Source organism: Psychrosphaera sp. F3M07, from assembly GCF_018860345.1.
Taxonomy (GTDB): domain Bacteria; phylum Pseudomonadota; class Gammaproteobacteria; order Enterobacterales; family Alteromonadaceae; genus Psychrosphaera; species Psychrosphaera aquimarina.
Genome location: NZ_JAHKPJ010000011.1, coordinates 222180 through 244619 on the forward strand (window position 1 = coordinate 222180; position 22440 = coordinate 244619).

At 37.6% G+C, this 22440-nt stretch carries 16 protein-coding genes; 8 read left to right on the plus strand and 8 right to left on the minus strand.

From position 1 onward, the window contains the following. Window positions 1-132 precede the first annotated feature (132 nt). The 3 genes from KO505_RS04645 (at window position 133) to KO505_RS04655 (ending at window position 4286) form a co-directional block, all read left to right on the plus strand. Window positions 133-2016, plus strand: a complete 1884-nt coding sequence (locus tag KO505_RS04645) for a CocE/NonD family hydrolase (protein WP_216054277.1) — start codon at window positions 133-135, stop codon at window positions 2014-2016. A gap of 195 nt (window positions 2017-2211) precedes the next feature. Beyond that, on the plus strand, window positions 2212-3918 hold the full coding sequence (locus KO505_RS04650; RefSeq protein WP_216054278.1) for a phosphoethanolamine transferase: 1707 nt from the start codon (window positions 2212-2214) through the stop codon (window positions 3916-3918). Next, window positions 3918-4286: a diacylglycerol kinase gene (locus tag KO505_RS04655; protein WP_216054279.1), complete on the plus strand. Its 369-nt coding sequence runs from the start codon at window positions 3918-3920 to the stop codon at window positions 4284-4286. Before KO505_RS04650 ends, KO505_RS04655 begins: the two co-directional genes overlap by 1 nt. Window positions 4287-4352: 66 nt before the next feature. Here KO505_RS04655 and KO505_RS04660 read toward each other — a convergent pair whose 3' ends face one another. Beyond that, window positions 4353-4916, minus strand: a complete 564-nt coding sequence (locus KO505_RS04660) for a CBS domain-containing protein (protein WP_216054280.1) — start codon at window positions 4914-4916, stop codon at window positions 4353-4355. Window positions 4917-5079: 163 nt separating this feature from the next. After that, complete coding sequence (locus tag KO505_RS04665; protein ID WP_216054281.1) at window positions 5080-5373, minus strand: hypothetical protein; 294 nt, start codon at window positions 5371-5373, stop codon at window positions 5080-5082. A gap of 149 nt (window positions 5374-5522) precedes the next feature. Here KO505_RS04665 and KO505_RS04670 point away from each other — a divergent pair, with 149 nt between their 5' ends. Then, complete coding sequence (locus tag KO505_RS04670) at window positions 5523-6236, plus strand: ZIP family metal transporter (protein WP_216054282.1); 714 nt, start codon at window positions 5523-5525, stop codon at window positions 6234-6236. A 13-nt stretch (window positions 6237-6249) separates the two neighbouring features. Here the strand turns inward: KO505_RS04670 and KO505_RS04675 are convergent, their stop codons facing one another. From KO505_RS04675 to KO505_RS04685, 3 genes are all read right to left on the minus strand, one after another. Beyond that, window positions 6250-7170 (minus strand): diguanylate cyclase, encoded by a 921-nt coding sequence (locus KO505_RS04675; protein ID WP_216054283.1) that lies wholly within the window; start codon window positions 7168-7170, stop codon window positions 6250-6252. A 144-nt stretch (window positions 7171-7314) separates the two neighbouring features. Further along, on the minus strand, window positions 7315-8952 hold the full coding sequence (locus tag KO505_RS04680; RefSeq protein ID WP_216054367.1) for an electron transfer flavoprotein-ubiquinone oxidoreductase: 1638 nt from the start codon (window positions 8950-8952) through the stop codon (window positions 7315-7317). 72 nt (window positions 8953-9024) lie between these two features. After that, window positions 9025-12537 (minus strand): response regulator, encoded by a 3513-nt coding sequence (locus KO505_RS04685; protein WP_216054284.1) that lies wholly within the window; start codon window positions 12535-12537, stop codon window positions 9025-9027. Between the two features lie 257 nt (window positions 12538-12794). Here KO505_RS04685 and KO505_RS04690 point away from each other — a divergent pair, with 257 nt between their 5' ends. Continuing rightward, window positions 12795-13406 (plus strand): hypothetical protein, encoded by a 612-nt coding sequence (locus tag KO505_RS04690; RefSeq protein WP_216054285.1) that lies wholly within the window; start codon window positions 12795-12797, stop codon window positions 13404-13406. Between the two features lie 97 nt (window positions 13407-13503). Here KO505_RS04690 and KO505_RS04695 read toward each other — a convergent pair whose 3' ends face one another. Continuing rightward, on the minus strand, window positions 13504-14922 hold the full coding sequence (locus KO505_RS04695) for a PhoH family protein (RefSeq protein WP_216054286.1): 1419 nt from the start codon (window positions 14920-14922) through the stop codon (window positions 13504-13506). A 242-nt stretch (window positions 14923-15164) separates the two neighbouring features. Between KO505_RS04695 and rapA the strand changes: the two genes are divergently transcribed. The 3 genes from rapA to KO505_RS04710 are packed head-to-tail and all read left to right on the plus strand — an operon-like array spanning window position 15165 to window position 19651. After that, window positions 15165-18053 carry an RNA polymerase-associated protein RapA gene (gene rapA / locus KO505_RS04700; protein WP_216054287.1) on the plus strand — a complete coding sequence of 963 codons (2889 nt, stop codon included), beginning with the start codon at window positions 15165-15167 and terminating at the stop codon, window positions 18051-18053. Between the two features lie 5 nt (window positions 18054-18058). Then, on the plus strand, window positions 18059-18727 hold the full coding sequence (gene rluA, locus KO505_RS04705) for a bifunctional tRNA pseudouridine(32) synthase/23S rRNA pseudouridine(746) synthase RluA (RefSeq protein ID WP_341206192.1): 669 nt from the start codon (window positions 18059-18061) through the stop codon (window positions 18725-18727). Between the two features lie 48 nt (window positions 18728-18775). Beyond that, a complete protein-coding gene (locus KO505_RS04710) occupies window positions 18776-19651 on the plus strand; it encodes an alpha/beta fold hydrolase (RefSeq protein ID WP_216054288.1) in 876 nt (291 codons plus the stop codon). 51 nt (window positions 19652-19702) lie between these two features. Here the strand turns inward: KO505_RS04710 and KO505_RS04715 are convergent, their stop codons facing one another. Both KO505_RS04715 and KO505_RS04720 read right to left on the minus strand, forming a co-directional pair. Then, a complete protein-coding gene (locus KO505_RS04715; RefSeq protein WP_216054289.1) occupies window positions 19703-20317 on the minus strand; it encodes a hypothetical protein in 615 nt (204 codons plus the stop codon). Window positions 20318-20396: 79 nt separating this feature from the next. Next, window positions 20397-22421 (minus strand): ATP-dependent DNA helicase RecQ, encoded by a 2025-nt coding sequence (locus KO505_RS04720; protein WP_252731642.1) that lies wholly within the window; start codon window positions 22419-22421, stop codon window positions 20397-20399. Window positions 22422-22440: the final 19 nt, after the last annotated feature.

Below are 22440 nucleotides of genomic sequence, written 5' to 3' on the forward strand. Positions count from 1 at the left end.
TAAAAAACACTCACCGCTGAATTGGTTCACCTCACCGTTTTTCCATACGCTGGTTTTTCCTAGCATAGTAATATTTCTGCCGTAAGCGCTACAAAACAAATCTAATAATTTTAATAGCTTAAGGATAATTTAATGAATAACAAAACCTTATCAAGGTTCGTTAGCTTGTTTTTCTTGCTGCTGCTCGCTGGATTTACCCAAGCCGCAGAACCAAAAAAACAAGATAAAAGAGCTGAACATATCCGCTCTCATTACGCTAAATACGAATACCAGATCCCAATGCGTGATGGGGTAAAACTTTTCACCTCAGTTTACATTCCTTATGACAAATCAACTAAATACCCAATGATGATGCAACGTACACCATACCGAGTTGCACCGTATGGTGTTGATAAATATAAAACCAAGTTAGGTCCAAGTGAGAGCTTTGAGAAAGAAGGTTTTATATTTGTTTTCCAAGATGTTCGCGGTAAGTTCATGTCGGAAGGCGAATACGTCAATATGCGCCCACAAGACGCCAATGACAAAGGTGGAAATGCAACGGATGATGCTACAGATACTTACGACACGATTGATTGGTTAGTTAAAAACATACCAAATAACAATGGCAAAATAGGTATGTGGGGAACCTCTTACCCTGGTTATTACACTTCGGTAGCCGCGATTAATAGCCACAAAGCGCTTAAAGCTATTTCACCACAAGCACCAATTGCGGATTGGTTCTTTGATGACTTTCATCGTAATGGTGCTTTCTCTACACCAATGGCGTTCATTTTCTTTGATACTTTTGATAAACAACGAAATGGCCAATTTGCTCATTGGCCAAAAGGCATGGATTCAACCACTCCTGATGGATATGACTTTTTCCGTAACTTAGGTCCTTTATCCAACGTAAACAAAAATTACTTTAAAGGCGAACGCCCTTTCTGGAATGAATTAACGGAGCACCCAAACTATGACGAGTATTGGCAAAAACGAGATTTGTTACAACATCTTGATAATGTAAAGCCGGCTACGTTAGTCGTTGGCGGCTGGTATGATACTGAAGACTTATATGGGCCGTTAGCCACTTACCAAACCATGTCTAAAGGCAATAAAAAAGATAATGTTCATATCATTATGGGTCCTTGGTATCACGGTCAATGGAACCGTGGCAATGGCGATAAAATGGGTGAAGCTAACTTAGGGTTCGACACAAGTGAGTGGTTCCAAAAACGTATTTTACTGCCATTTTTCAAGAAAAATTTAAAAGATGAAAAAGCAGACGCTTTAGCCAAGGCGACCATATTTGAAACTGGTGCAAATCGCTGGCGTGAGTTTGACACTTGGCCACCAAGACAAGGTAAAGATGTTACTTTATATATGGGTAACAATGAAAAATTACTCACGCAAAAAGACCAAAAAGGTGGTTATAGCGATTACATCAGTGATCCTAAAAAGCCGGTTCCACATTCAGCACATACAAGTCGTGGTTGGGATAAACCTTACATGGCGGAAGATCAACGTTTTACAGCAAGACGTACCGACGTACTAGTGTTTAATGGTGATGTAGCTGAACAAGATATGACTATTGCAGGAGCTATTGATTTGAACCTTTGGGTATCTACAAGCCAAAGTGCTGCCGATTTTGTAGTTAAACTTGTTGATGTCTTCCCTGGTGTAGATGAAACCAATAACAAGGTAGATAAAGCTACTGGCAATCGTCATGAATTAGTACGTTGGGGTATTATCCGTGGGCGTTTTAGAAACGACATGAGCAAACCTGAGCCATTTGAACCAAACAAACCAACACTGGTTAAGTTTGAATTACTTGATGTATTGCATACGATTAAACGTGGACACAAATTACAAATTCAAGTTCAAAGTAGCATGTTCCCGTTTATGGATATGAACCCACAAAAATACGTGAATAATATCTTCAAAGCTAAAGCGGAAGATTACGTAAAAGCAGAACATAAGCTTTATCACAGCGAAAAATACCCAAGCTCAATCGAGTTTAAAGTTATTGACCGTTAAAACACAATTATAACGAGTTAGTTAATATAAAATCCCTGCATTGTATGCGGGGATTTTTGTTTCTACTCGTCAATTATTTATAGCAAGTCCTTTAACTTAGTACTTTTACCTAAGCCGTTATAAAACATCAGTTAACATTAAGCGGTTCTTAAGTTTCGCTAATTAATATAACCACACATAAATATAGGTGTTGTTATGAATTCTAAAACTATCTCGTCTTCCGAAATAATCATTAACGTTATTAAACATTTGACCCTTACCAGCAATCAGTTATTACTCTTGGTGTCTGCATATATCACACTGATCCTGAATCTGCCTTTTTTAACCAAGTCAATGACTGCCATCACGTCTTTGGAAGACTATAACCTTCTATTCTTACTTACTTTCCCCGCTTTTTTGTTTGGGTTAACCGTTATCCTTCAAAGTTTATTTTCATTTAAATGGTTACTGAAACCCACCTTAATCATTACCGTACTGTTATCTGCATTAATGTTTTACGCCACGTTAACCTATGGCGTTGTTTTTGATTACGGCATGGTACAAAACGCCGTAGAAACTGATTCGGCAGAGTTATTTTCCTATTTAAACTTGTACGCGGTGATCTTTTTTACTGTTTTTGGGATTATCCCAGCCATGTTTATCTATCTTGTAAACGTCACTTATTCGCCTTTGTTTAAACAAATAATAAATCGAGTTAAGTTAATCGTAGTTACTTTAATCTTAACCGTATGTATCGGTGGCGTGTTTTATTCAAATTACGCAGCTGTTGGGCGAAATAACAAAGACTTAATAAGCTATATTACGCCGTATAAATTTGTCGACTCAGCGTACAAATATGTTCGTAATCATTATTTTTACCCTCCATTAAAATTCAAATTATTAGACACAGCGCCTCAAATTGTTAAAGCCAATAACAACAAAAAAGTAACCGTATTTGTTTTAGGTGAAACCGCACGAGCACAAAGCTTTTCACTTAATGGTTATCAAAAACAAACCAACCGCTACACTCCAAAACAAGGAGTGATCTCATTTAATAATATGGCCTCATGTGGAACGGCTACGGCGATATCCGTCCCTTGCATGTTTTCAAGGTTAGATAAAAAAGAGTACAACAAACGCATTGCGACCGCTCAACAAAATGTCATTGATATTGTTCACTTAGCTGGGGCTGATGTATTGTGGGTAAGTAATAATAATGGCAGCTGTAAAGGCGTATGTACCAGGGTTAAAACTGAAAAAATTGCGACCGATAAGGGAAATCCATTGTGTGACGGTGAGTATTGTTTTGATGAAGTCCTGTTGCAACCATTACGAAAGAAGTTAACCAATCTTTCGAGTGATAACACACTCATCGTATTGCACATGATTGGTTCCCATGGCCCTACTTATTTTAAACGTTACCCCAGCGACAAAAGGATCTTCACACCTGATTGTCAACGTAGCGATATTCAAAATTGCACTGAGCAAGAGTTAATCAACTCTTATGATAATACCATAGCTTATACAGACTATGTGCTCGCACAGGTAATCTCAGAGTTAGCTGAATTATCTAATAAGCAAAACGTCACGACTTCCATGTTGTATGTTTCCGATCACGGTGAGTCATTAGGAGAAAGTGGCGTTTATCTGCATGGATTACCGTATGCGTTTGCCCCACAGGAACAAACTCATGTACCTATGATTTTTTGGACAAACACAGAACAAAATGAGCTCAATTTACATTGCTTAGAATCTGTTTCGTCAAATGTGATGAGCCATGACAATGTGTTTGATGTACTGCTCAATATCACTTCAGTTCAAACTAAAAGCTATCACCGTACTAATGACCCATTTTACAATTGTAAATCCGCGGTTATTGCAAGACGGTCTTCCTTAAATAACAATCAAGAGGTAACAAATTAATGTTCGACAATGAAAATAAGCCTAAGGGGATCAAACGTATTTACCTTGCTAGCCTTAACTCTACTCGGGCATTTAAATGGCTATTAAAAAACGAGTCGGCTTTTAGACAAGAGCTTTTATTGTTTGTTCTATGCATCCCTTTAACATTTTATTTTGACGTAAGTCCATTTGAACGCACTATGTTGATCTTATCTATTGTATTTATTATGTTTACAGAGGTGATCAATACAGCAATAGAAGCAGTTGTGGATCGGATAAGTTTAGACATACACCCATTATCTGGGTTAGCCAAAGATTTAGGATCCGCTGCGGTATTGATAAGTATTGTTATTGCGTCCTGCATATGGACTGTCATATTATCTAACTGACTCTATAATGACAAAAACGACCTAACAGGCATTACTCTGTAGGTCGTTTTTTTTGTTTATAGTCTCTTAAGCGGCATGGGCAGCTTGATAAATAGAACTGAATGTATTTTCTAAGTTTAAGTTAATGTTTAACTTCAACTTTCTGGCGATATCACTAGAGGAAATAACCCCACGTATATGATGACTTGAGCGGTCTAATACCAGACAATGACGCAGTTTATAGTTATCTAAAGCCAATAGAACATCGGCCACGGATGAAGCTTTTAACTCATCGTAATCAAATGCGTGCAGACGATATTTTGGTATCATTAAATCCTTTACTAAAACGTCTTTACGACTATTACTTTTAGAAACTTGTGCCAAAATTTTCTGCTCTGTTAACTCATTAGTACTAATTATTCCCAAAAAGTCATCGTTATCTGACACCACTATTTTCATTCTGACATGAGTCTTTAACATTAATTTTAATGCATCTTCTGCGGATGTATCGCTTTCAACCATTAATGCTTCATGTTTTTTAAAGTCAGTAAATATGGTCGTTGCAGGTGATTTTAGATCAGTAATATCAAACTGTTCAGGGGAAACAACATTGTCAGTTACATCTAAGTTAAATAATTGTAATTTTTTCATTTTGACCTCTAATTCATAATCTAAATGAACAAAACGATTCATAACCACTTATTGGGTTTATAAGCGTTAACTGAGCCTTACTTTAAGGGCTGTCGTTGTGTTCAATCCGCCCTTGGTTAATGACCAAAAGCAAAGTATTTATTGTTAAAACGGATAGGTTAATTTATGAAAAATAGGTAGGTGGTGCTCTTGAATAGGTGTTTGTGTAGCGTAATTGCGAATGGAAAGGTTGTTGATAATGTAACGTACTTTGTTTAAAACTGGCTAAAATCCAATTAAACTTACGGTGCAATAAAGCGGATGGATTCTCTAAGTCTAATTCTGGATTTGCTAACTCATCCAGCGTGATCATGTTAATTTCAGTGAAACTTAAATCATGCCCGCTATTAGACGCAATTTCTGTTGCAGAAACTGTGCTTAATAAAACGCTGACAATAAATAAAAGTTTAAATAACACCAGTTAACACCTAAAGTATCACTCTAGTAATAATATTGTGGATAGTGAAGATATATTCAAGCTCAATGTAAAAATATATATTGGTATCAACAGCAAACAGTAAATATTTAATAACAGTTCAGCCATTATAACCGTTAAAGAGTTAAATTATGACCGCATTACAAACCATCATCTTGTTAACGTTGTTAGCTGGGTTAGCTATACCTTTGGGTGCAGTCATTGCAAATCAAGCTTCATTTAAAAGCATTCTCTTTGCTAACGAGCTCCAACATTTTATCGTTGCCTTTGGTGGTGGAGCATTACTGTCCGCGGTGGCGTTAGTATTAGTTCCTGAAGGCAGTCATCATTTATCATTACTCGCCAGTGCACTTTGTTTTAGCTTAGGCGCATTGGTGTTTATGGGATTAGATATTCTACAAGCAAAATTAAAAACATCAGCCAGCCAGTTATTGGCGATGTTGGCCGATTTTATTCCTGAGTCCTTAGCTTTAGGGGCAACTTTTAGTATCAATCCTCAAATGGCAATCTTACTGGCGGTATTAATAGCGTTACAGAATATTCCTGAAGGTTTTAATGCCTTTGATGAATTGAAAAAAACCAGCCCCTACTCCTCATTTAAAATCATAGTGATCTTCTTATTATTTTCATTGTTAGGTCCGTTAAGTGGAGTAACGGGATACTTATGGTTAGTGGATTCTCCAGAGTTACTGTCAGTCATTATGCTGTTTGCATCAGGGGGGATTTTATATACGGTGTTTCAAGATATAGCACCACAAGTGCCTTTAAAAAATCATTATTTTCCACCAATGGGGGCGGTATGTGGTTTTTTATTAGGGATGTTAGGTTACATGATGACGATGTGAACAAGATGAAACACTATCGCACTCGGTTCCGTCCGGTTTGTTTAGCCTGATACAAGGCGGTATCTGCCACATTAACCATTTCTTCCCAGTTACCCGCCATTTTAGAGCATAACCCTATACTTACAGTGAGTACCTTTAGATCACTGGCTAAATGTTCGATAGCGGCCATTTCAATTGCCGCTCTTATTCGTTCTGCACTTTCTTTAGCACCATGCTCATCCGTATCACTCATTATGATTAATACTTCTTCACCGCCATAGCGGTATACTCGGTCCGACTTACGACTTATTTTATTAATGATGTTAGCGATTGATAATAAAGCGACATCACCACTTTGATGACCGTACATATCGTTATAAAGTTTGAAAAAATCGACATCAACCATAGCTATGGAATACGTGGACTTATTTCGTTTAGCTTGTGCAGCTGTGTATTTAAGGTCAATCTCCATCGCGTGTCGACTGCCAATTTTCATTAAGCTGTCTTCTAATGCTAATGACTTAAGTTTTTTATTGGTGATCTTTAAATCTTTATCTAAATCCATTAATTTGATGTAAGCATCTAACAATTCACTTTGAGTAACAATTCCAACCAAGCGCTCGTCATCGTCAATTACTGGTAAACTTCTTAGCTGTTTCACCTTTGCTGTGACAAACGCTTCATAAATAGATGTATCTTGATGTAAACAAAATGGTTGTTTATTCATAATCTCTGACACTATGACTTCACGAGGTGCGTTGGAAGATTCACCTTGAAATGCGGCCTGACAAACCAACATAACTTCACGTTCGTTGATAATGCCTTGCAAAGTATTACCGGTACCAATTAACCCACATGAATGTTGATTGGCAATCATATCGTCGATAAGTTGTTTAACACTTGAATCTGGTGTGCCGTTTAATTTGGCCGAGACCATGATGGATTTAATGTTCATAAGATATGCTTTTGCCGGAATGTTCCATAATTGATTACCTTGCAATTAAAACTAACACTAATTTGATGTTAGGTGTAATTGAAATACTAAAAAGGCGCAAAATTTGCGCCTTTTTTATTTCAAATCAATCTTAACTTAACTTGATTACATATTTGGGTAGTTAGGACCACCACCGCCTTCTGGCGTTACCCAAGTGATATTTTGAGCTGGGTCTTTAATATCACACGTCTTACAATGGATGCAGTTTTGTGAGTTAATTTGGAATTGGTTTTCACCCGCTTCACTTTTCACAAACTCATACACACCAGCCGGGCAATAACGCTGAGCGGGTTCATCAAATTTATCTAAATTAACCGTTAACGGTATTTGTGGATCCGTTAATTTTAAGTGAACAGGTTGTTCTTCTTCATGGTTAGTATTTGATAAAAAGACCGACGATAAACGATCAAAACTTAGCTTACCATCCGGCTTCTTGTACTCAGTTTTTTCACATTCTGAAGCCAATTTCATGTTCGCATGGTCAGGAGTGTTGTCTGTAAAGTTAAACGGCAATTTCCCACCAAACCAATTTTGGTCAAGCGTATTATATGCCCCCCCCAGAAATACACCGAGCTTGTGCATGACAGGGCCAAAATTACGGCTGGATTTTAATTCATCATATAACCAGCTTTGCTCAAATGTGTCTTGCAGTTGAGTAAGGTCTGACTGGCCTTGATCGCCGGCTTTTAACGCATCAAAAATAACTTCAGCGGTTAACATGCCTGACTTCATTGCAGCATGATTACCTTTGATCTTGGCGTAATTTAAGGTGCCAGCATTACAACCAACTAAAAAACCTCCCGGCATAGACATTTTAGGTAACGAATTTAAGCCGCCTTTGGCAATCGCTCTGGCACCGTAAGCAATTCGTTTCGCACCAGTTAAATGTTTTGCAAACACTGGATGATGTTTCATTCGTTGAAACTCTTCGAATGGGCTCACATGCGGGTTGTTGTAATTAAGATCTATGATCAAACCACACACAATTTGATTACCTTCTGCGTGATACAAATACCCACCACCACTTAATTCACCAGTGAGTGGCCAACCCGCAGAGTGGATAACTAATCCTTCTTGGTGTTGTTCCGCTGGAACGTCCCAAATTTCTTTAAAACCTAAACCATAATGTTGAGGAGATTTATCCGCGTCTAACTGGTATTTCGCAATAAGTTCTTTGCCTAAGTGACCACGACAGCCTTCGGCAAAAATAGTGTATTTTGCTCTTAATTCCATACCCGGCATAAATGAATCTTTAGGATTACCCTCTTCATCTAAGCCCATATCACCAGTTTGTATACCAACCACATTATCTTGTTCATCGTACAAAACGTGTGACGCTGCAAAACCTGGGAATATTTCAACCCCCATAGATTCAGCTTGTTCCGCTAACCAACGACATACATTGCCCATTGAAACAATATAATTACCATCATTGTGCATTGTTTTTGGGAAGGCAAAACTTGGGACTTTAGAAGATGCAAGATCACCGCGTAGGTAATAAATTTCATCGTGACTAACTTGAGTAGTTAACGGAGCGCCTTTCTCTTTCCAATCTGGTATTAGTTCATTTAATGCTTTTGGGTCTAGTACCGCACCTGACAATACATGAGCGCCAACTTCAGAGCCTTTCTCTACCACGCAGACCATCAACTCTTCTTCGTTTTCTTGCGCTTTTTGCATCAATCGAATTGCCGCTGATAAACCAGCAGGCCCGGCCCCTACAATTACGACATCAAAGTCCATTGATTCTCTTTCAATTTCAGACACTCTGACTCCCCTTAAATTTTATTATTATGTAATTATTATTGCGCCATTCTACTTAGCTAACTTTAGTACAACAACTAAGTTTGAAAATAATTGTTTAACCGACTGTTGCCACAAATTGACACTGTGTTTGAGGACAGAGTCAGCAATTAGCTGCATTTCTAGCTCTTTGGTTAATTGGTGGATATATTTTGCACCTATGTTGCCCGATGCCCCTTTAAAGCTGTGTAACAATTCTAACCGTGCTGTCGGGTCAAGGTGTTCAAAGTCATCTAACAACACACTTAACCTAGCATAGTAGGATAAATGGAATTTATTTAATATAGCCAATACCGCATCGACAGACTGATTAACTTGGTTATATAAATATTGAACATCAACTTGATTCTGTAATTGCTTACTCAACACAATCAACTCAGGCTGTGTAAACGCCAGTATTGCTTCAATCAGTTTGGTTTTATCAATGGGCTTGGTCAAGTGTTGATTAATACCAGCTTGTAATGACTTCTCGATATCTAACTTGGAAGAATGCGCAGACATGGCAATAATTGGGAGTTCACAAAATTCATCCATCAAACGAATTCGGTTCGTTAGCGACAATCCATCCATCACTGGCATTTGAATGTCTGTCACAATCAAATCAAATGGTTGCTTTTCAAGTTCTAACAAAGCTTCCTGACCATTAAAGCAGGTTGTGAATGTCGCACCTTCTGATTCGAAAATTAGTTCTAATACTTTCTGATTTAAATCGTTATCTTCCACAATTAAAATATGTTTACCCAGTAATCGGGCTGCATTAGTGTGATGATAATTGGGGTAAATGATTTGCTGTTGGTGCAAGTTAAATAACATTGTTTGAATGTTTACAGGTGCAGTAAGCAATGGCAGGTGTGGGATACGAGATAAACTACTGCTTGGTTGTAAAGTGAAAGTGATAGGTTGTAACCGGATCACACCAGACTGAATTTTGTCGATTACGGGTTGAGGAATGTGCTCAATTAACTCTAAACGGCATAACAATACTGTTTGTTCGTTGTACAATTCTATGTCGTTTTGCTGCTGTAAGTTTATTGCTTTTGCGTCAGCCCCTATTGTGTTTAGTTTGCCTTGTATTAACTTTTCTATTTCAGCCTCGGTTTCCCAATAAACCCACTTATGATCTATCTGTTCTAGTCTTGGTTGTTCTTCAACGCTGCCAAATTCAAAGACTAAAGTGAAACGTGTTCCTACTCCAGGTTCACTTTCTAGGGTAATTTCACCACCTAACAATCGAACTAATTGATACGCAATGGTTAACCCTAATCCAGTACCACCATATTCACGAGTGACCGAACTATCTGCTTGTGAAAAGGCTTCAAATACCGACTGTCGATCAGATTCTGCAATCCCAATCCCGGTATCTACAACCTCAAATTTAACTTTCTGCTTATTGATGGCCACTTTTTCCATCAAAACCGCTGAAACCGTTACACTTCCTTGCTGGGTGAATTTCACCGAATTACCAATCAAGTTAGTAAAAATCTGAGTTAATTTAACTTCATCACTGATGAAAAACTGAGGAAAGTGCATTGGTAGGTTGATGTCTAATAACAGCCCTTTTTTCATTGCTTTAGGCAAACTATTTGCAAAAGCATTGTCCAGTACATCATTAATATTAAAGACACTCAGTTCCGTTTTTAGCTTATTTGCATTTGCCTTAGAAAAATCCAAAATATTGTTTATTACGGCCAATAAACTTTTTGCCGAATGTTCTGCAATACCAATAAAACTTTTTTGGCTCGGGTCTGTGTTGATGCCGTCCAATAACTCCAGCATCCCAATGATGGAGTTCATTGGCGTTCGTATTTCGTGACTAATGTTAGCAATGAATTCACCTTTAACTACATTGGCTTTCTCGGCCGCGGTGACTGCTTTTTGTAATTCATTAACATTATGATGTTGCTGTGTAATATCATTGCCTAACCCTAATACACCTAACACTGTATTTTGATTATTTATAATAGGTGAAAACAACCAACGTATAAGAACGGCCTCGCCCATTGAGTTTCGAGTCCACCGCTTTCTTACCATTGATTGTTTTTTAGCAATGACTTCTTGTTCAAACTCCTCAATCCAAACGGCGCGACTTAATTCAAAAATCTCTCTTGAGGTTTTATGCACTATGTTTTGTTCGCTCATACCAATAAAGGTTTCATAGGCACTGTTACAACCAAGGTATTTGCTGTCTAAACTTTTATAAAACAACATATCAGGGATGGTATTCATCATGGCTCGATTAAGTGCCAAATTTCTATCTTTGGTGCTGGTTTGTTCAAGCAGTTGTTGTGTTCGCGCATTAACTTTAGCGTCTAAATCATGCGCTCTGTTGGTTAAGGTTTTTAATAACTCTTTATTTTGTCTATATGTTTGGTTAAGTAAAGAAAACCAAACTTCCCAACCTTTTGCCGGGGCATTTTTACTTTGTGTTCTTTTAAAATGCAGTCCTTCGATACTATGGATCAGTTTAGAAACCGGCATCGCTAACAACCAACTGATTAGCGCTGCAAATACAATAATGACAAAAGTAGAGGTTAGAAATAACGTTTGGGCAAATGTCTTAGCCCCTTTAAATGCGACTAATTCAAGTTCATTGGTCGTATCAACAAGTAATAACCTAAAGAGATCGTCTCCTAAACTAAACTGCTCATAAATGACGGAATGGTAACCATCTACCTCGTTTACACTTGGGGTATTTAATTCACTTATTTCGTCATTTAATTGTTTGATTATATTGTTATAAGGCGAGGGGAATACTTTTTTTACCTTTAATAATGAATTCGTGTTGTGTTCAGGTTCAATGGCAATGTTGGTTGTTAATAAATAACTACTCATCGGATCCCAAATCACAAATTTGTTATTGATGTTGGCAGGAAATGACAAAAGTTTACTGTCGAGTTCAGCGATTAGAAAGTATTTCTCTTCCCCTTGTTTATACACAGGATAAATCAAAAAGTTTGTTAATTGGTTTGCTGCTTTTATAACAGGAATGTTAAATAATGACTTACTGTCAAAATCAATATAAACACCATGCCTGATCAACCAAACAAAGATTTCTGATGGGGTATTATCCTCAGCTTGTAGAATATATTCAAAATCAAATTTACCAGATTGCTTAATCAAGTAACTACTATTGATATGTTGATTGCTGTTCAAATTACGAAGATTTGTGTGGATCGTTTGGAAGTGCCATCCTAATTCAGTATCTCTTTTGCGACTCACCTTATGTCTAAATTTTTGCCCCCAACTAAATGCAAAAACATCTCCCAATGGTTTGATTTCTTCAGTATGGGGAGATTGTAAAAGAGTCGTTATTGAGTTAGCACTGGTGAAGATTATCTCGTTTAAAAAAGATAACTTTGCTGACATGGTTTGTATTACATGCTCTTGATGTGCAAAGTGTTGTTTTATTAGGTCCACTTTATCGGAGTTGTACTTTTGCACAGCAAAATAAATACTCATAACCGCAAGTAAAGACAGGGTAATGAAGAAAGCAACAATCAATCTTCTGGCTATAAATATATTCAATGTTATTCCATTAAAGTGAAAAAATAATTAAGCCAAAAAAACACATGGCTTTTGAGATTCGGTTTTAATTGATAAAACTAACATAGCAATCAAAACAATCAATACTGTTACGCACTTACTTGTTAATTAGGCTTTTCTAATTAGGTTGCAGAACCTTAGGTCAAAGCTATAATGAAATTCCAAATCAACAAAAGGCGACACTTATTTTTAATCTTCCTTTATTCCTCATCTTGTTGTTCACATTATCGATGCCGTTAGTGGCAAAAACTAAAAATATCGACGTTATAGTTATAGATCACCCTTCGTTTATGACAACACAGAAAAGTGACACTGAGTTATCACTAAAGTTACTCACAGAAAACAAGTTGAGCTTGGACATTCAATGGCAACCACATTTTTTGCCATCAGGCCAAGCTTACGGCGTGCTTTCGAGTGGACAATGGTGTGCAAGTTTACATCAACCCTCAAGATATAATGATTATATTAAATATTCGCTCACGGATACTAACGTAAAACTAGGATTAATACGTAAAAAGCAAATCAATCCGTTTACATGGAATGATTTCTACGACTTTTCTGGCGAGGCAGTGGCGTTATTGCGCTCGAATGCTGATGCAAAATTAATGAAACAATTTAAGTTAGCCAATATAACAGTGCATCTTGTTGATACAAATGATGCTGTCATTTCTATGGTGAATTCGGGGCATGTTGACTTTGGCATTATTGATAACATTAGCTACCAAAAATCTGAAAAAAAACCACAACTGCAATTCACAACCAATCCAATGTTACAAACCGAAACCGTGGTGTTTTTAAATACAAAATGTAAAGATTTAGACTTTTTAATAACTAAAATTAAAAGCGCTTAACATGTTGGGTAAATAATCTATCACTTGTTTAATTAACAATGAGAAAAACTCATAAACAATATTTATGAGTTTTTCAGTTCAACGATATTATGGATACTTATAAATTTTCCTCTGCGAATTGGGCTAAACGACTTCTTACGACCCCTTTTAAGTTCACATTGGCACTGCCTTCAAAGCTCTTAAACCGTTCAACGATATAAGTTAACCCCGAGGTTACTGCCGTTAGGTAATTACTATCTATTTGAGCTAAATTGCCTGAGCAGATGAGCTTAGTTCCTTCCCCACAACGGGTGATTATGGTCTTTAATTGTGAAGCGGTTAAGTTCTGACATTCGTCTAACAATACCACCGCATTTTGAATACTACGGCCACGCATAAAGTTGACACTCTTAAACTGAATGTTGGCTTTTTCCATAATATAACCAAGACTAGAGCTCGGATTTTCATCGTTTTTATGCAGTACTTCTAATGAGTCCGTAATCGCGGCTAACCATGGAGCCATTTTTTCTTCTTCCGTACCTGGTAAAAAACCAATAGATTCTGCTATTTCAGGGGTATTACGAGTAACAAGTACTTTGTCGTAAATGCCCTGTTCTACCACCATTTCTAACGCAGCGGCTAAGGCTAAAAGCGTTTTACCACATCCGGCGGGACCGGTTAAGATCACCAATTCAATATTAGGATCGAGTAGCGCATTTAATGCCATGCCTTGATATATATTTTTTGGTCTAATGCCCCAAGCTTGCCTAGCTAACAAACGTTGTCGCCCAAGGTCGAGTAATTCCACATGGTCGTTATCTTTGTTAATAACACGAGCGGCAAAGTCTGATGTTTCATCAAGTAAATATTCGTTTATAAATGTTCGTTCTAAACTTTTTGCAGTGAGCGAATGTATGGTATCTCTGCCATCGGTTTTACTTTCTACCGCCGTCATGTTTTGCCAAAACTCACCCGGAAACTCTTCATAACCTTTAGTTAAAAAGCTAATGTCGTCGATTAATTGGTCCGTTGTATAATCTTCAACATGTTTTAATCCTGCACCTTTTGCTTTTAAGCGCATATTAATGTCTTTGGTTACCAATACAACGGTAACATCCGGCTCGTCTTTCTGACTGTATTTTTTTTGTAAATACAAAGCCGCATTGATAATACGATTGTCATTTTCGCCGCCAGGTAAACCGGACACCTCAGCATTTATATGATGGTCGTTTAAAATGATTAAGTGACCCGTTACTGTGCTGTCTTTTAAATCACCTCTATTAAGTGGCACACCTTCAATCATCAATTCTGGTGGCACATCTTGTAATGTATTTTCTAAGGAGCGAATGGCCACTCGGGCATCACGGGAAACATCTTTATTTCGGTCTTTGATATGATCTAACTCTTCCAAAACCGTCATTGGAATGAGTACATCATGTTCTTGGAAGTTAAAAAATGCGTGGGGGTCGTGTAACAATATGTTGGTATCTAAAACAAATAACTTTTTTTCAGCGCTGCTTTTTTGTTGTTTTTGCATAGGTCGCCCTTTAATTGAATATCCATGTACTCTTTAAATGTAGTAAAAAAATATGAATGTTTGATGAAATTTATTCATTTAATGCACAATTAACGCGCTAAGCAAACTTTCTAAAATATCCTATTGTTAATGTCGTTAGCTTTATCGATGTTTTATTAATTAAATACTGTAATTGTGCGCTAAGGCAAGTACAATACGCGCCCTCAAAACTATGTAATCTGGGCATTCTAGGAGTTTCATTAATGAATTTTGCAATTGGTCAAAGATGGGTAAGTCAAGCCGAAAACGATTTAGGCTTAGGAACAATTATTCAAGTAGATACCCGTTTTGTTCAAGTCCTCTTTCCTGCCGCAGATGAAACTAGAAACTACGCCAGTGAACAAGCTCCTTTAATGCGAGTAGAATTCGCGCCTGGTGAAACCTTATCATCACTTGAAGATTTTAAGTTTGTCGTTGAACACGTAGAAGAAATGCAAAACACCTTAATATACAAAGGTAAACGTGTAGACAATGGTGAAGAAGTATCCGTCAAAGAAATCATGTTAGACCACCACATTAAACTGCATACCCCAGAAGCACGTTTATACACAGGTAATTTTGACCGCAGCAATTGGTTTTCATTGCGAATGGAAGCCCATCAACATAAAGCCGCCCTAGAGTCTTCACATTTACAAGGTTTACAAGGCGCACGCGTTAGTTTAATTCCACATCAGTTATATATTGCAGACACGGTTGGCCAACGCTTTTCACCAAGAGTGTTATTAGCCGATGAAGTTGGTTTAGGTAAAACCATTGAAGCAGGCTTAATTATCCACCAACAGTTGATTAGCGGCCGTTCGCAACGAGTATTATTAATCTTACCAGAAAGCCTACAACATCAATGGTTAGTCGAGATGTTACGTCGCTTTAATTTACGTTTTTCTATTTTTGACGATCAACGTTGTGAAGCTGAAATGGAAACAGCTGGTGAAGATGCGGTTTCCCCTTTTGACAGTGAACAATTGATCTTAATAAGCCAAGAATGGTTATCCCGTGACGATAAGTGGCAAAAAGCCTTATTGCAAAGTGAATGGGACTTAGTTGTCGTTGATGAAGCTCACCACATCACGCCAGAGAATGAATTGGCATTGGCAAAACAAACTGAGCTGAATCAGTTATATAAACATGTACAACAAATTGGCGAACAAACAAAAGGGTTAATCTTATTAACCGCAACCCCAGATCAACTAGGTCATTTTGGTCATTTCTCACGGTTACAATTATTAGACCCAAACCGTTTCCATGATTATGAGAAGTTTAAACAAGAGGAAACGCATTATCAGCAAATTGCTGAAATCGCTAATGTATTAGTGTCTCAAGAGTCGTTTTCAGATGCACAATACAAAGTGTTATCTCAGTTATTAAATGACTCTACAAGCATAGAAACGCTCGATAAGTACCAATCAAACAAGGACAAAGCTGAGTTAGCTCAACGTCTAATTTCTGATCTTTTAGACCGTCACGGTACTGGACGGATCATGTTCAGAAATAGCCGACAAGGCATTAAAGGATTCCCAGAACGTAAAGTAACACCTTACCCACTTAATGCACCTGAAGGTTACCCTAATCAAGCTAGCTTTATGGGATTACAACCTGAAACCCAACATGACAGTGGGGTAACTGAAAACAACGCTTGGTGGAACTTAGACCCAAGAGTGCAATGGTTATGCAACTTCTTATTAGAAAATAAAGGTGAAAAAGTATTAGTTATTTGTGCACATGCACAAACGGCAATGAAAATTGATGACACCTTATTTGAAAGAGAAGGGTTACGTTCAACTATTTTCCATGAAGGCATGAGTATAGTAGAACGCGACAAAGCGGCCGCTTATTTTGCCGATGAAGAAAACAGTGCTCAAGCGTTAATCTGTTCTGAAATTGGTTCAGAAGGCCGTAACTTCCAGTTTGCTCATCACCTAGTATTATTCGACTTACCAGCAAACCCAGACTTGTTAGAGCAACGTATAGGTCGTTTAGACCGTATTGGTCAAACCGAGACGGTAAAAATTCATGTGCCATATTTAGTGAATAGTGCACAAGAAAACTTATTTAATTGGTTCCATAATAGCTTTAATGCATTTGAACAAACCTCAACAACAGCCCGCATTGTAGCAGAAGAATTTAAACAACAAATATCCGACGTATTGTTGAATGTGTCAGAACAGAGCGCGCAAGAAGCGTTAATTCAAACATGTCAAACTCGTAACTTAGAGCTAAAACAAGATGTTGAAAACGGGCGAGATAGATTATTAGAATTAAACTCAAGTGGCGGCGATAAAGCCAAACAGATCTGTGAACAAATTGACGAAATGGATGATTCTACAGAATTGATGAATTATATCGGTCGCGTTTGGGATCAGTTTGGTGTTCAGCAAGAAGAAAAATCTACTTTCAGTACCATATTGCACCCAGGTGAACATATGTTAAATGACCATTTCCCAAGTTTACTTGAAGATGGCATGACGGTTTGTTTTGACCGTGAAACGGCATTATCACAAGAAGATCAGCACTTTATGAGTTGGGAACATCCAATGGTCACTGGTGTATTAGACATGCTTACGTCTGGTGAACTCGGCAACAGTTCTGTTTGTTTGTTACCACACAAACAATTACCACCGGGTACGTTTTTAGTGGAAGCCAGTTACGTGTTAACCACAAGTGCACCAAAATCATTACAACTTCATCGCTTTTTACCAAATACGGTTATCCGTTTAATGCTTGATAAAAACGGCAATAATTTAGCGGATAAAGTTAAACAAGGTTCGTTAGATAAGATGTTAAAAAATGCTAAAAAACAAATGGCATTGCAACTGATCAAGGCGTTAAAAGACGAAGTAAGTGTTCTGATAGAAAAAAGTGAAGCTATGGCTGCCACACATGCAGTACAAATAAAGCTGGAAGCAAAAGATAAAATGTTAACTAACCGCCAGCAAGAGTTAAATCGTTTAACCGCGTTGCAAAAAGTTAATCCGGCAATTCGAGATGAAGAAATTAACTATCTGCAGCAACAGATTGATAACTCAGTTAAAGAAATTGAAATGTCTCAAGTTAGTTTAGATGCCATACGATTAATCGTTGTAACACAAGGATAAAAACTGTGGCACTGCTGGAATATAATCCACCAACCAATCCATATTTAGATATTTTGTATCAAGATGAGCACATTCTCGTCTTGAATAAACCCAGTGGATTATTGTCCGTCCCTGGCAAGCATAAAGAACATTTTGATTCTTTGATGTTACGAGTTCAGGCTGTATGGCCTAATGCAGGGATTGTTCACCGTCTGGATATGATGACATCTGGTATTATCGTTATGTCGATGCACAAAGATGCACTTAGGTTTTTAAATCGACAATTTGCTGACCGTGCGACTGATAAGTTCTACATTGCAGTGGTTGCCGGGCATATGGAAAATGATACTGGCAGCATAGATTTACCGTTAATTTGTGATTGGCCAAATCGGCCTAAACAAATGGTGTGTTATGAAAATGGCAAACCATCATTGACCCACTATCAGGTAATAGAAAGAGGAGTAAGTAGTAACTATAATTGGACCCGAGTAAAATTAATACCCATTACTGGTCGAAGTCACCAGTTGCGTGTGCATTTAAAAGCATTGGGACACCCCATATTAGGCGATCGTTTGTATGCTCCAGAAGATATCATTCAACAAGCAGATAGATTGCAATTACACGCACAAAGATTAGAAATAAAGCACCCGCATACGGAGCAAGTGATGGTGTTTGAAAAAGAATGTGAATTTTAACGTTAGCTTCCAACATTAAAATTCAGCTCACACACATTGAGAAACCAATTGAATATTCAGCAATGGCGTTTATCTGGCGCCTATTTCACATTTAATAATCAACAGATTTTTTATAAAGACACATTACAAACTGACTCAGACAAAAACAAACAAACCTTGCTGTTAATTCATGGTTTTCCAACATCAAGCTGGGATTGGATGAAAATATGGCCAGAGTTAAATAAGTCGTATCGTTTGATAACTTTAGACTTATTGGGTTTTGGCTTTAGTGACAAACCCTATAAAAAGTACAGTATTTTTGAACAGGCTGATATTTGCCAAGCATTATTAACTAAGTTAAATGTGAGTCATTATCACATCATAGCCCACGATTATGGCGACACGGTTGCCCAAGAATTACTGGCCAGAGACGTAACTGGCGAACAGATCCAAAGTTGTAATTTAACCAATGGCGGCTTATTCCCAGAAACGCATCATTCATTACCAATACAAACGTTGTTGATCAGCCCTTTAGGTTTTTTATTTCCATTATTTTATTCAAAATTTAAGTTAAAACAAAACTTAGACAATATATGTTTTATACCATTGAGTGAGAGTGAAATCTCCGCTAATTGGCAACTAATTTGCCATAACAAAGGAAAGCGGATCATCCATAAAATAATTCGTTATATGCGAGAACGAATTCACAATAGAACGCGTTGGGTTAACGCTTTGATAAACACTGAAGTGCCTTTGCACCTTATTAACGGTGTATTGGACCCTATCAGCGGTGAGCATATGGTTGTCCGGTACGAGGAACTAATTCCGAAGCCTAACGTAACTCGGTTACACCAAGTAGGTCATTATCCACATGTTGAGAGCCCGAGTAAGTTTGCTAAGGTATGCATACGATTTATTGAAAATCATTCGAATCCCGCTTTATAAACAACAAAGCCCACATTAGTGGGCTTTTTCATTTAACTCAAAACAACTTAGTTAATATTTAAATCCAGCGGTTATACCAAAATCACTGTCGATATCACCGGTTAACGCCATAGTAGTGTATAAACCTAAAATAAAGTTATCAAAATATATGCTGGCCCCAAAACGAGTAAACAACCCACCTTCGACTTCTAGATCTTCTTCATAACAATCACTGCAGTTATCAATACCGCGAGTTGCATCAATGACTAGATTAAGACCGGCTTGCGCATAAAACATGCTCTTATTGCCATTAACAAACCAAGCTTTACCAAATGCACCACCAATTGATGAGGCTGATGCTGAAGATTTAGCCGTATCATAAGAGCCAGAGTTTCCTAAACCGGTACCTATTACATCTTGGCTAAAGCCATAATTATCATCAAACTCGACAATATTAATTAAAATACTCGAGTACCAGTCTTGTTCTAAATAATCAAATGACATACCAAAGGTAAATGCACTACTGTCAATTCCTTGTGTAGCTAATTCAGAGTTAATAGCCGTGTTACCAAAATTAAAGTTGATAGCCCAACCTTGTGGTTTAACTAAAATGGGTAGCACATCCGTTTCTTCAGCGCTGACAGTAAACGACGTTATAAACAATGTTAAAACGAGTAATAATTTCATTTTTATCCTAATGAAGGTAATTTAAGTCGCTGCTTTATAACAATAAACATTGGCTGTAACAAGTTGAACCATTGATTTTCTATGAGTGACTTATGTTGTTTTGTAAATGCTGATTAATCAAACTGTATGGATATTCGGCAAACTGAGCAAAACCAGAAATTGATCTAGCTTTTAATTTTGTAAAAACAGGGGTGGTTATTCCACATAAAAAGCGCGTGGTTAAAACCGAACTTGGTGCTTTTGCATATGCGGCTTGATAACGAGTTACAAATTCATGACTCGCCGCCATCAACTGTTGGGCTTCGATAACTGGCTTTTCTGCTGGTGCAGGAATAACAATTTGATGTCCCGAGCAAACGCTGCAATGCCCACATCGTACTGGTACGTTAACATCACCAAAATAACTCCCTAATTGATGGGTTAAACACTGGTTTTGTTCAAACAATTGCAACATATTATGAATTCTAGCGACTTCAGCTTGTTGTTTTTGTTCAAAATACTGAGCTAAATCTTGAGCTTGTTGGCTGATGTTAATTTGCTCAACATTAACTCGATAAACTTCAGTTATCTGTTTAGCTTGTAATTCTATCCAACCTTTTTCATCAAAATATTCCAATGCTTTGATCACTCTTGAACGGTCCGTGTTTGCGTTTTCTGTTTGATATTGCTGACAGATAGCGTCAACGTCTGCGGTCCACCAAGTTTTAGCCCGTTGTGAATAGCGTAAAATCGCTTGCACAAAACGTAAACGTTCATCATTAAAGTTTGATAATAAAGCCGCTTCGTCCACCAGCAATTTAAATTTATACTCCGCAAAATAAGAGTACATTGGCTGTACCAACCCTTGAATCTCTAAATAAACCAATAAGGTTTTTAAAGGTAACTGACGAATATTCGACTCCATGGATAACGTATAAAGTTGACACTCCCACTTACCGTTTTGTTTATTTTGATTGATATCTTGCAGCACATGTTCGATACCTGAATACTCTGGCGTATCACCATATATAAAGTTTTCTAATACACTGATGTTGTCTCGATTTACTATCACTAAACAATCTGATTTTTCACCATCTCTGCCGGCTCTGCCAATTTCTTGTGAATAGTTTTCAATTGATTTTGGTAAGTCAAAATGCACAACATGCCTGATATTACTTTTATCTATCCCCATACCAAATGCGATGGTTGCAACAATAATGTCGACATTGCCCGCCATAAAGTTTGCTTGTGTATCCTGCCTCACATCGCTGTTCATCCCTGCATGATAGGCTTTAACATTAAATCCAGCTTTAGCTAAAGAGGCAGCCACTAATTCAGCGGTTTGTTGTAATGTCACATACACTATTGTTGGGTCTATTTGGGCCGTTTTGTCTTTTTTATCACGAATATTATGTTTAAACGCGGGTTTGTATCTGGCCTCATGTAACAACCAATTTTCTAGATAAAACAGCTTATTTTTATCACTGACGGCCGCAACACCAATATCTAAATTAGGTCGATAAAAGCCTGTTGCCGTTACATCTTGCGGCGCTATATTAAATTTACTCGCCATATCTTGAATAACTTGAGGTGTTGCCGTTGCGGTTAATAATAGAGTTTGTGGGATATTAAAGTCACGCTGATACTGTGGCAATTTTAAATAATCAGGACGGAAATTGTGCCCCCATTCCGAAATACAATGCGCTTCATCAACCACTAATAAAGAAATAGAAATACTTTGTAGAAAATGACGGAAACGCTCGTTTTTTAGGCGTTCGACCGCCACCATTAATATTTTAATCTGCCCGGATCTCACCTCCTGCATTATTTGATTAACTTGATCACGAGACAAACTAGAATCGATACTGGCAGCCGGTATATTTTTACTATTTAGAAAACTGATCTGATCTTGCATTAACGCTAACAAAGGCGAAATAACTAACGTTAAATTAGGCATATGCAACGCAGGCAGTTGATAACACAATGACTTGCCCGACCCTGTTGGGAATATCGCAGCACTTGAACGACCGCTAACAATTGCATTAATGACTGGCTCTTGCCCTAATCTGAAGTCGGAAAAGCCAAAATATTGCTGTAATGTTTGTTTTATCGATGTTGGGTTCATCAAGATCATCCCTGCTTTG

What these genes read in the sequence shown, in the direction of transcription:
- KO505_RS04675 (WP_216054283.1), bottom strand. Translation starts at nt 7,170, where the DNA reads ATGAACATTAAATCCATCATGGTCTCGGCCAAATTAAACGGCACACCA.
- KO505_RS04680 (WP_216054367.1), bottom strand. Translation starts at nt 8,952, where the DNA reads ATGGACTTTGATGTCGTAATTGTAGGGGCCGGGCCTGCTGGTTTATCA.
- KO505_RS04645 (WP_216054277.1), top strand. Translation starts at nt 133, where the DNA reads ATGAATAACAAAACCTTATCAAGGTTCGTTAGCTTGTTTTTCTTGCTG.
- KO505_RS04670 (WP_216054282.1), top strand. Translation starts at nt 5,523, where the DNA reads ATGACCGCATTACAAACCATCATCTTGTTAACGTTGTTAGCTGGGTTA.
- KO505_RS04655 (WP_216054279.1), top strand. Translation starts at nt 3,918, where the DNA reads ATGTTCGACAATGAAAATAAGCCTAAGGGGATCAAACGTATTTACCTT.
- KO505_RS04715 (WP_216054289.1), bottom strand. Translation starts at nt 20,317, where the DNA reads ATGAAATTATTACTCGTTTTAACATTGTTTATAACGTCGTTTACTGTC.
- KO505_RS04650 (WP_216054278.1), top strand. Translation starts at nt 2,212, where the DNA reads ATGAATTCTAAAACTATCTCGTCTTCCGAAATAATCATTAACGTTATT.
- KO505_RS04660 (WP_216054280.1), bottom strand. Translation starts at nt 4,916, where the DNA reads ATGAAAAAATTACAATTATTTAACTTAGATGTAACTGACAATGTTGTT.
- KO505_RS04720 (WP_252731642.1), bottom strand. Translation starts at nt 22,421, where the DNA reads ATGAACCCAACATCGATAAAACAAACATTACAGCAATATTTTGGCTTT.
- rapA (WP_216054287.1), top strand. Translation starts at nt 15,165, where the DNA reads ATGAATTTTGCAATTGGTCAAAGATGGGTAAGTCAAGCCGAAAACGAT.
- KO505_RS04695 (WP_216054286.1), bottom strand. Translation starts at nt 14,922, where the DNA reads ATGCAAAAACAACAAAAAAGCAGCGCTGAAAAAAAGTTATTTGTTTTA.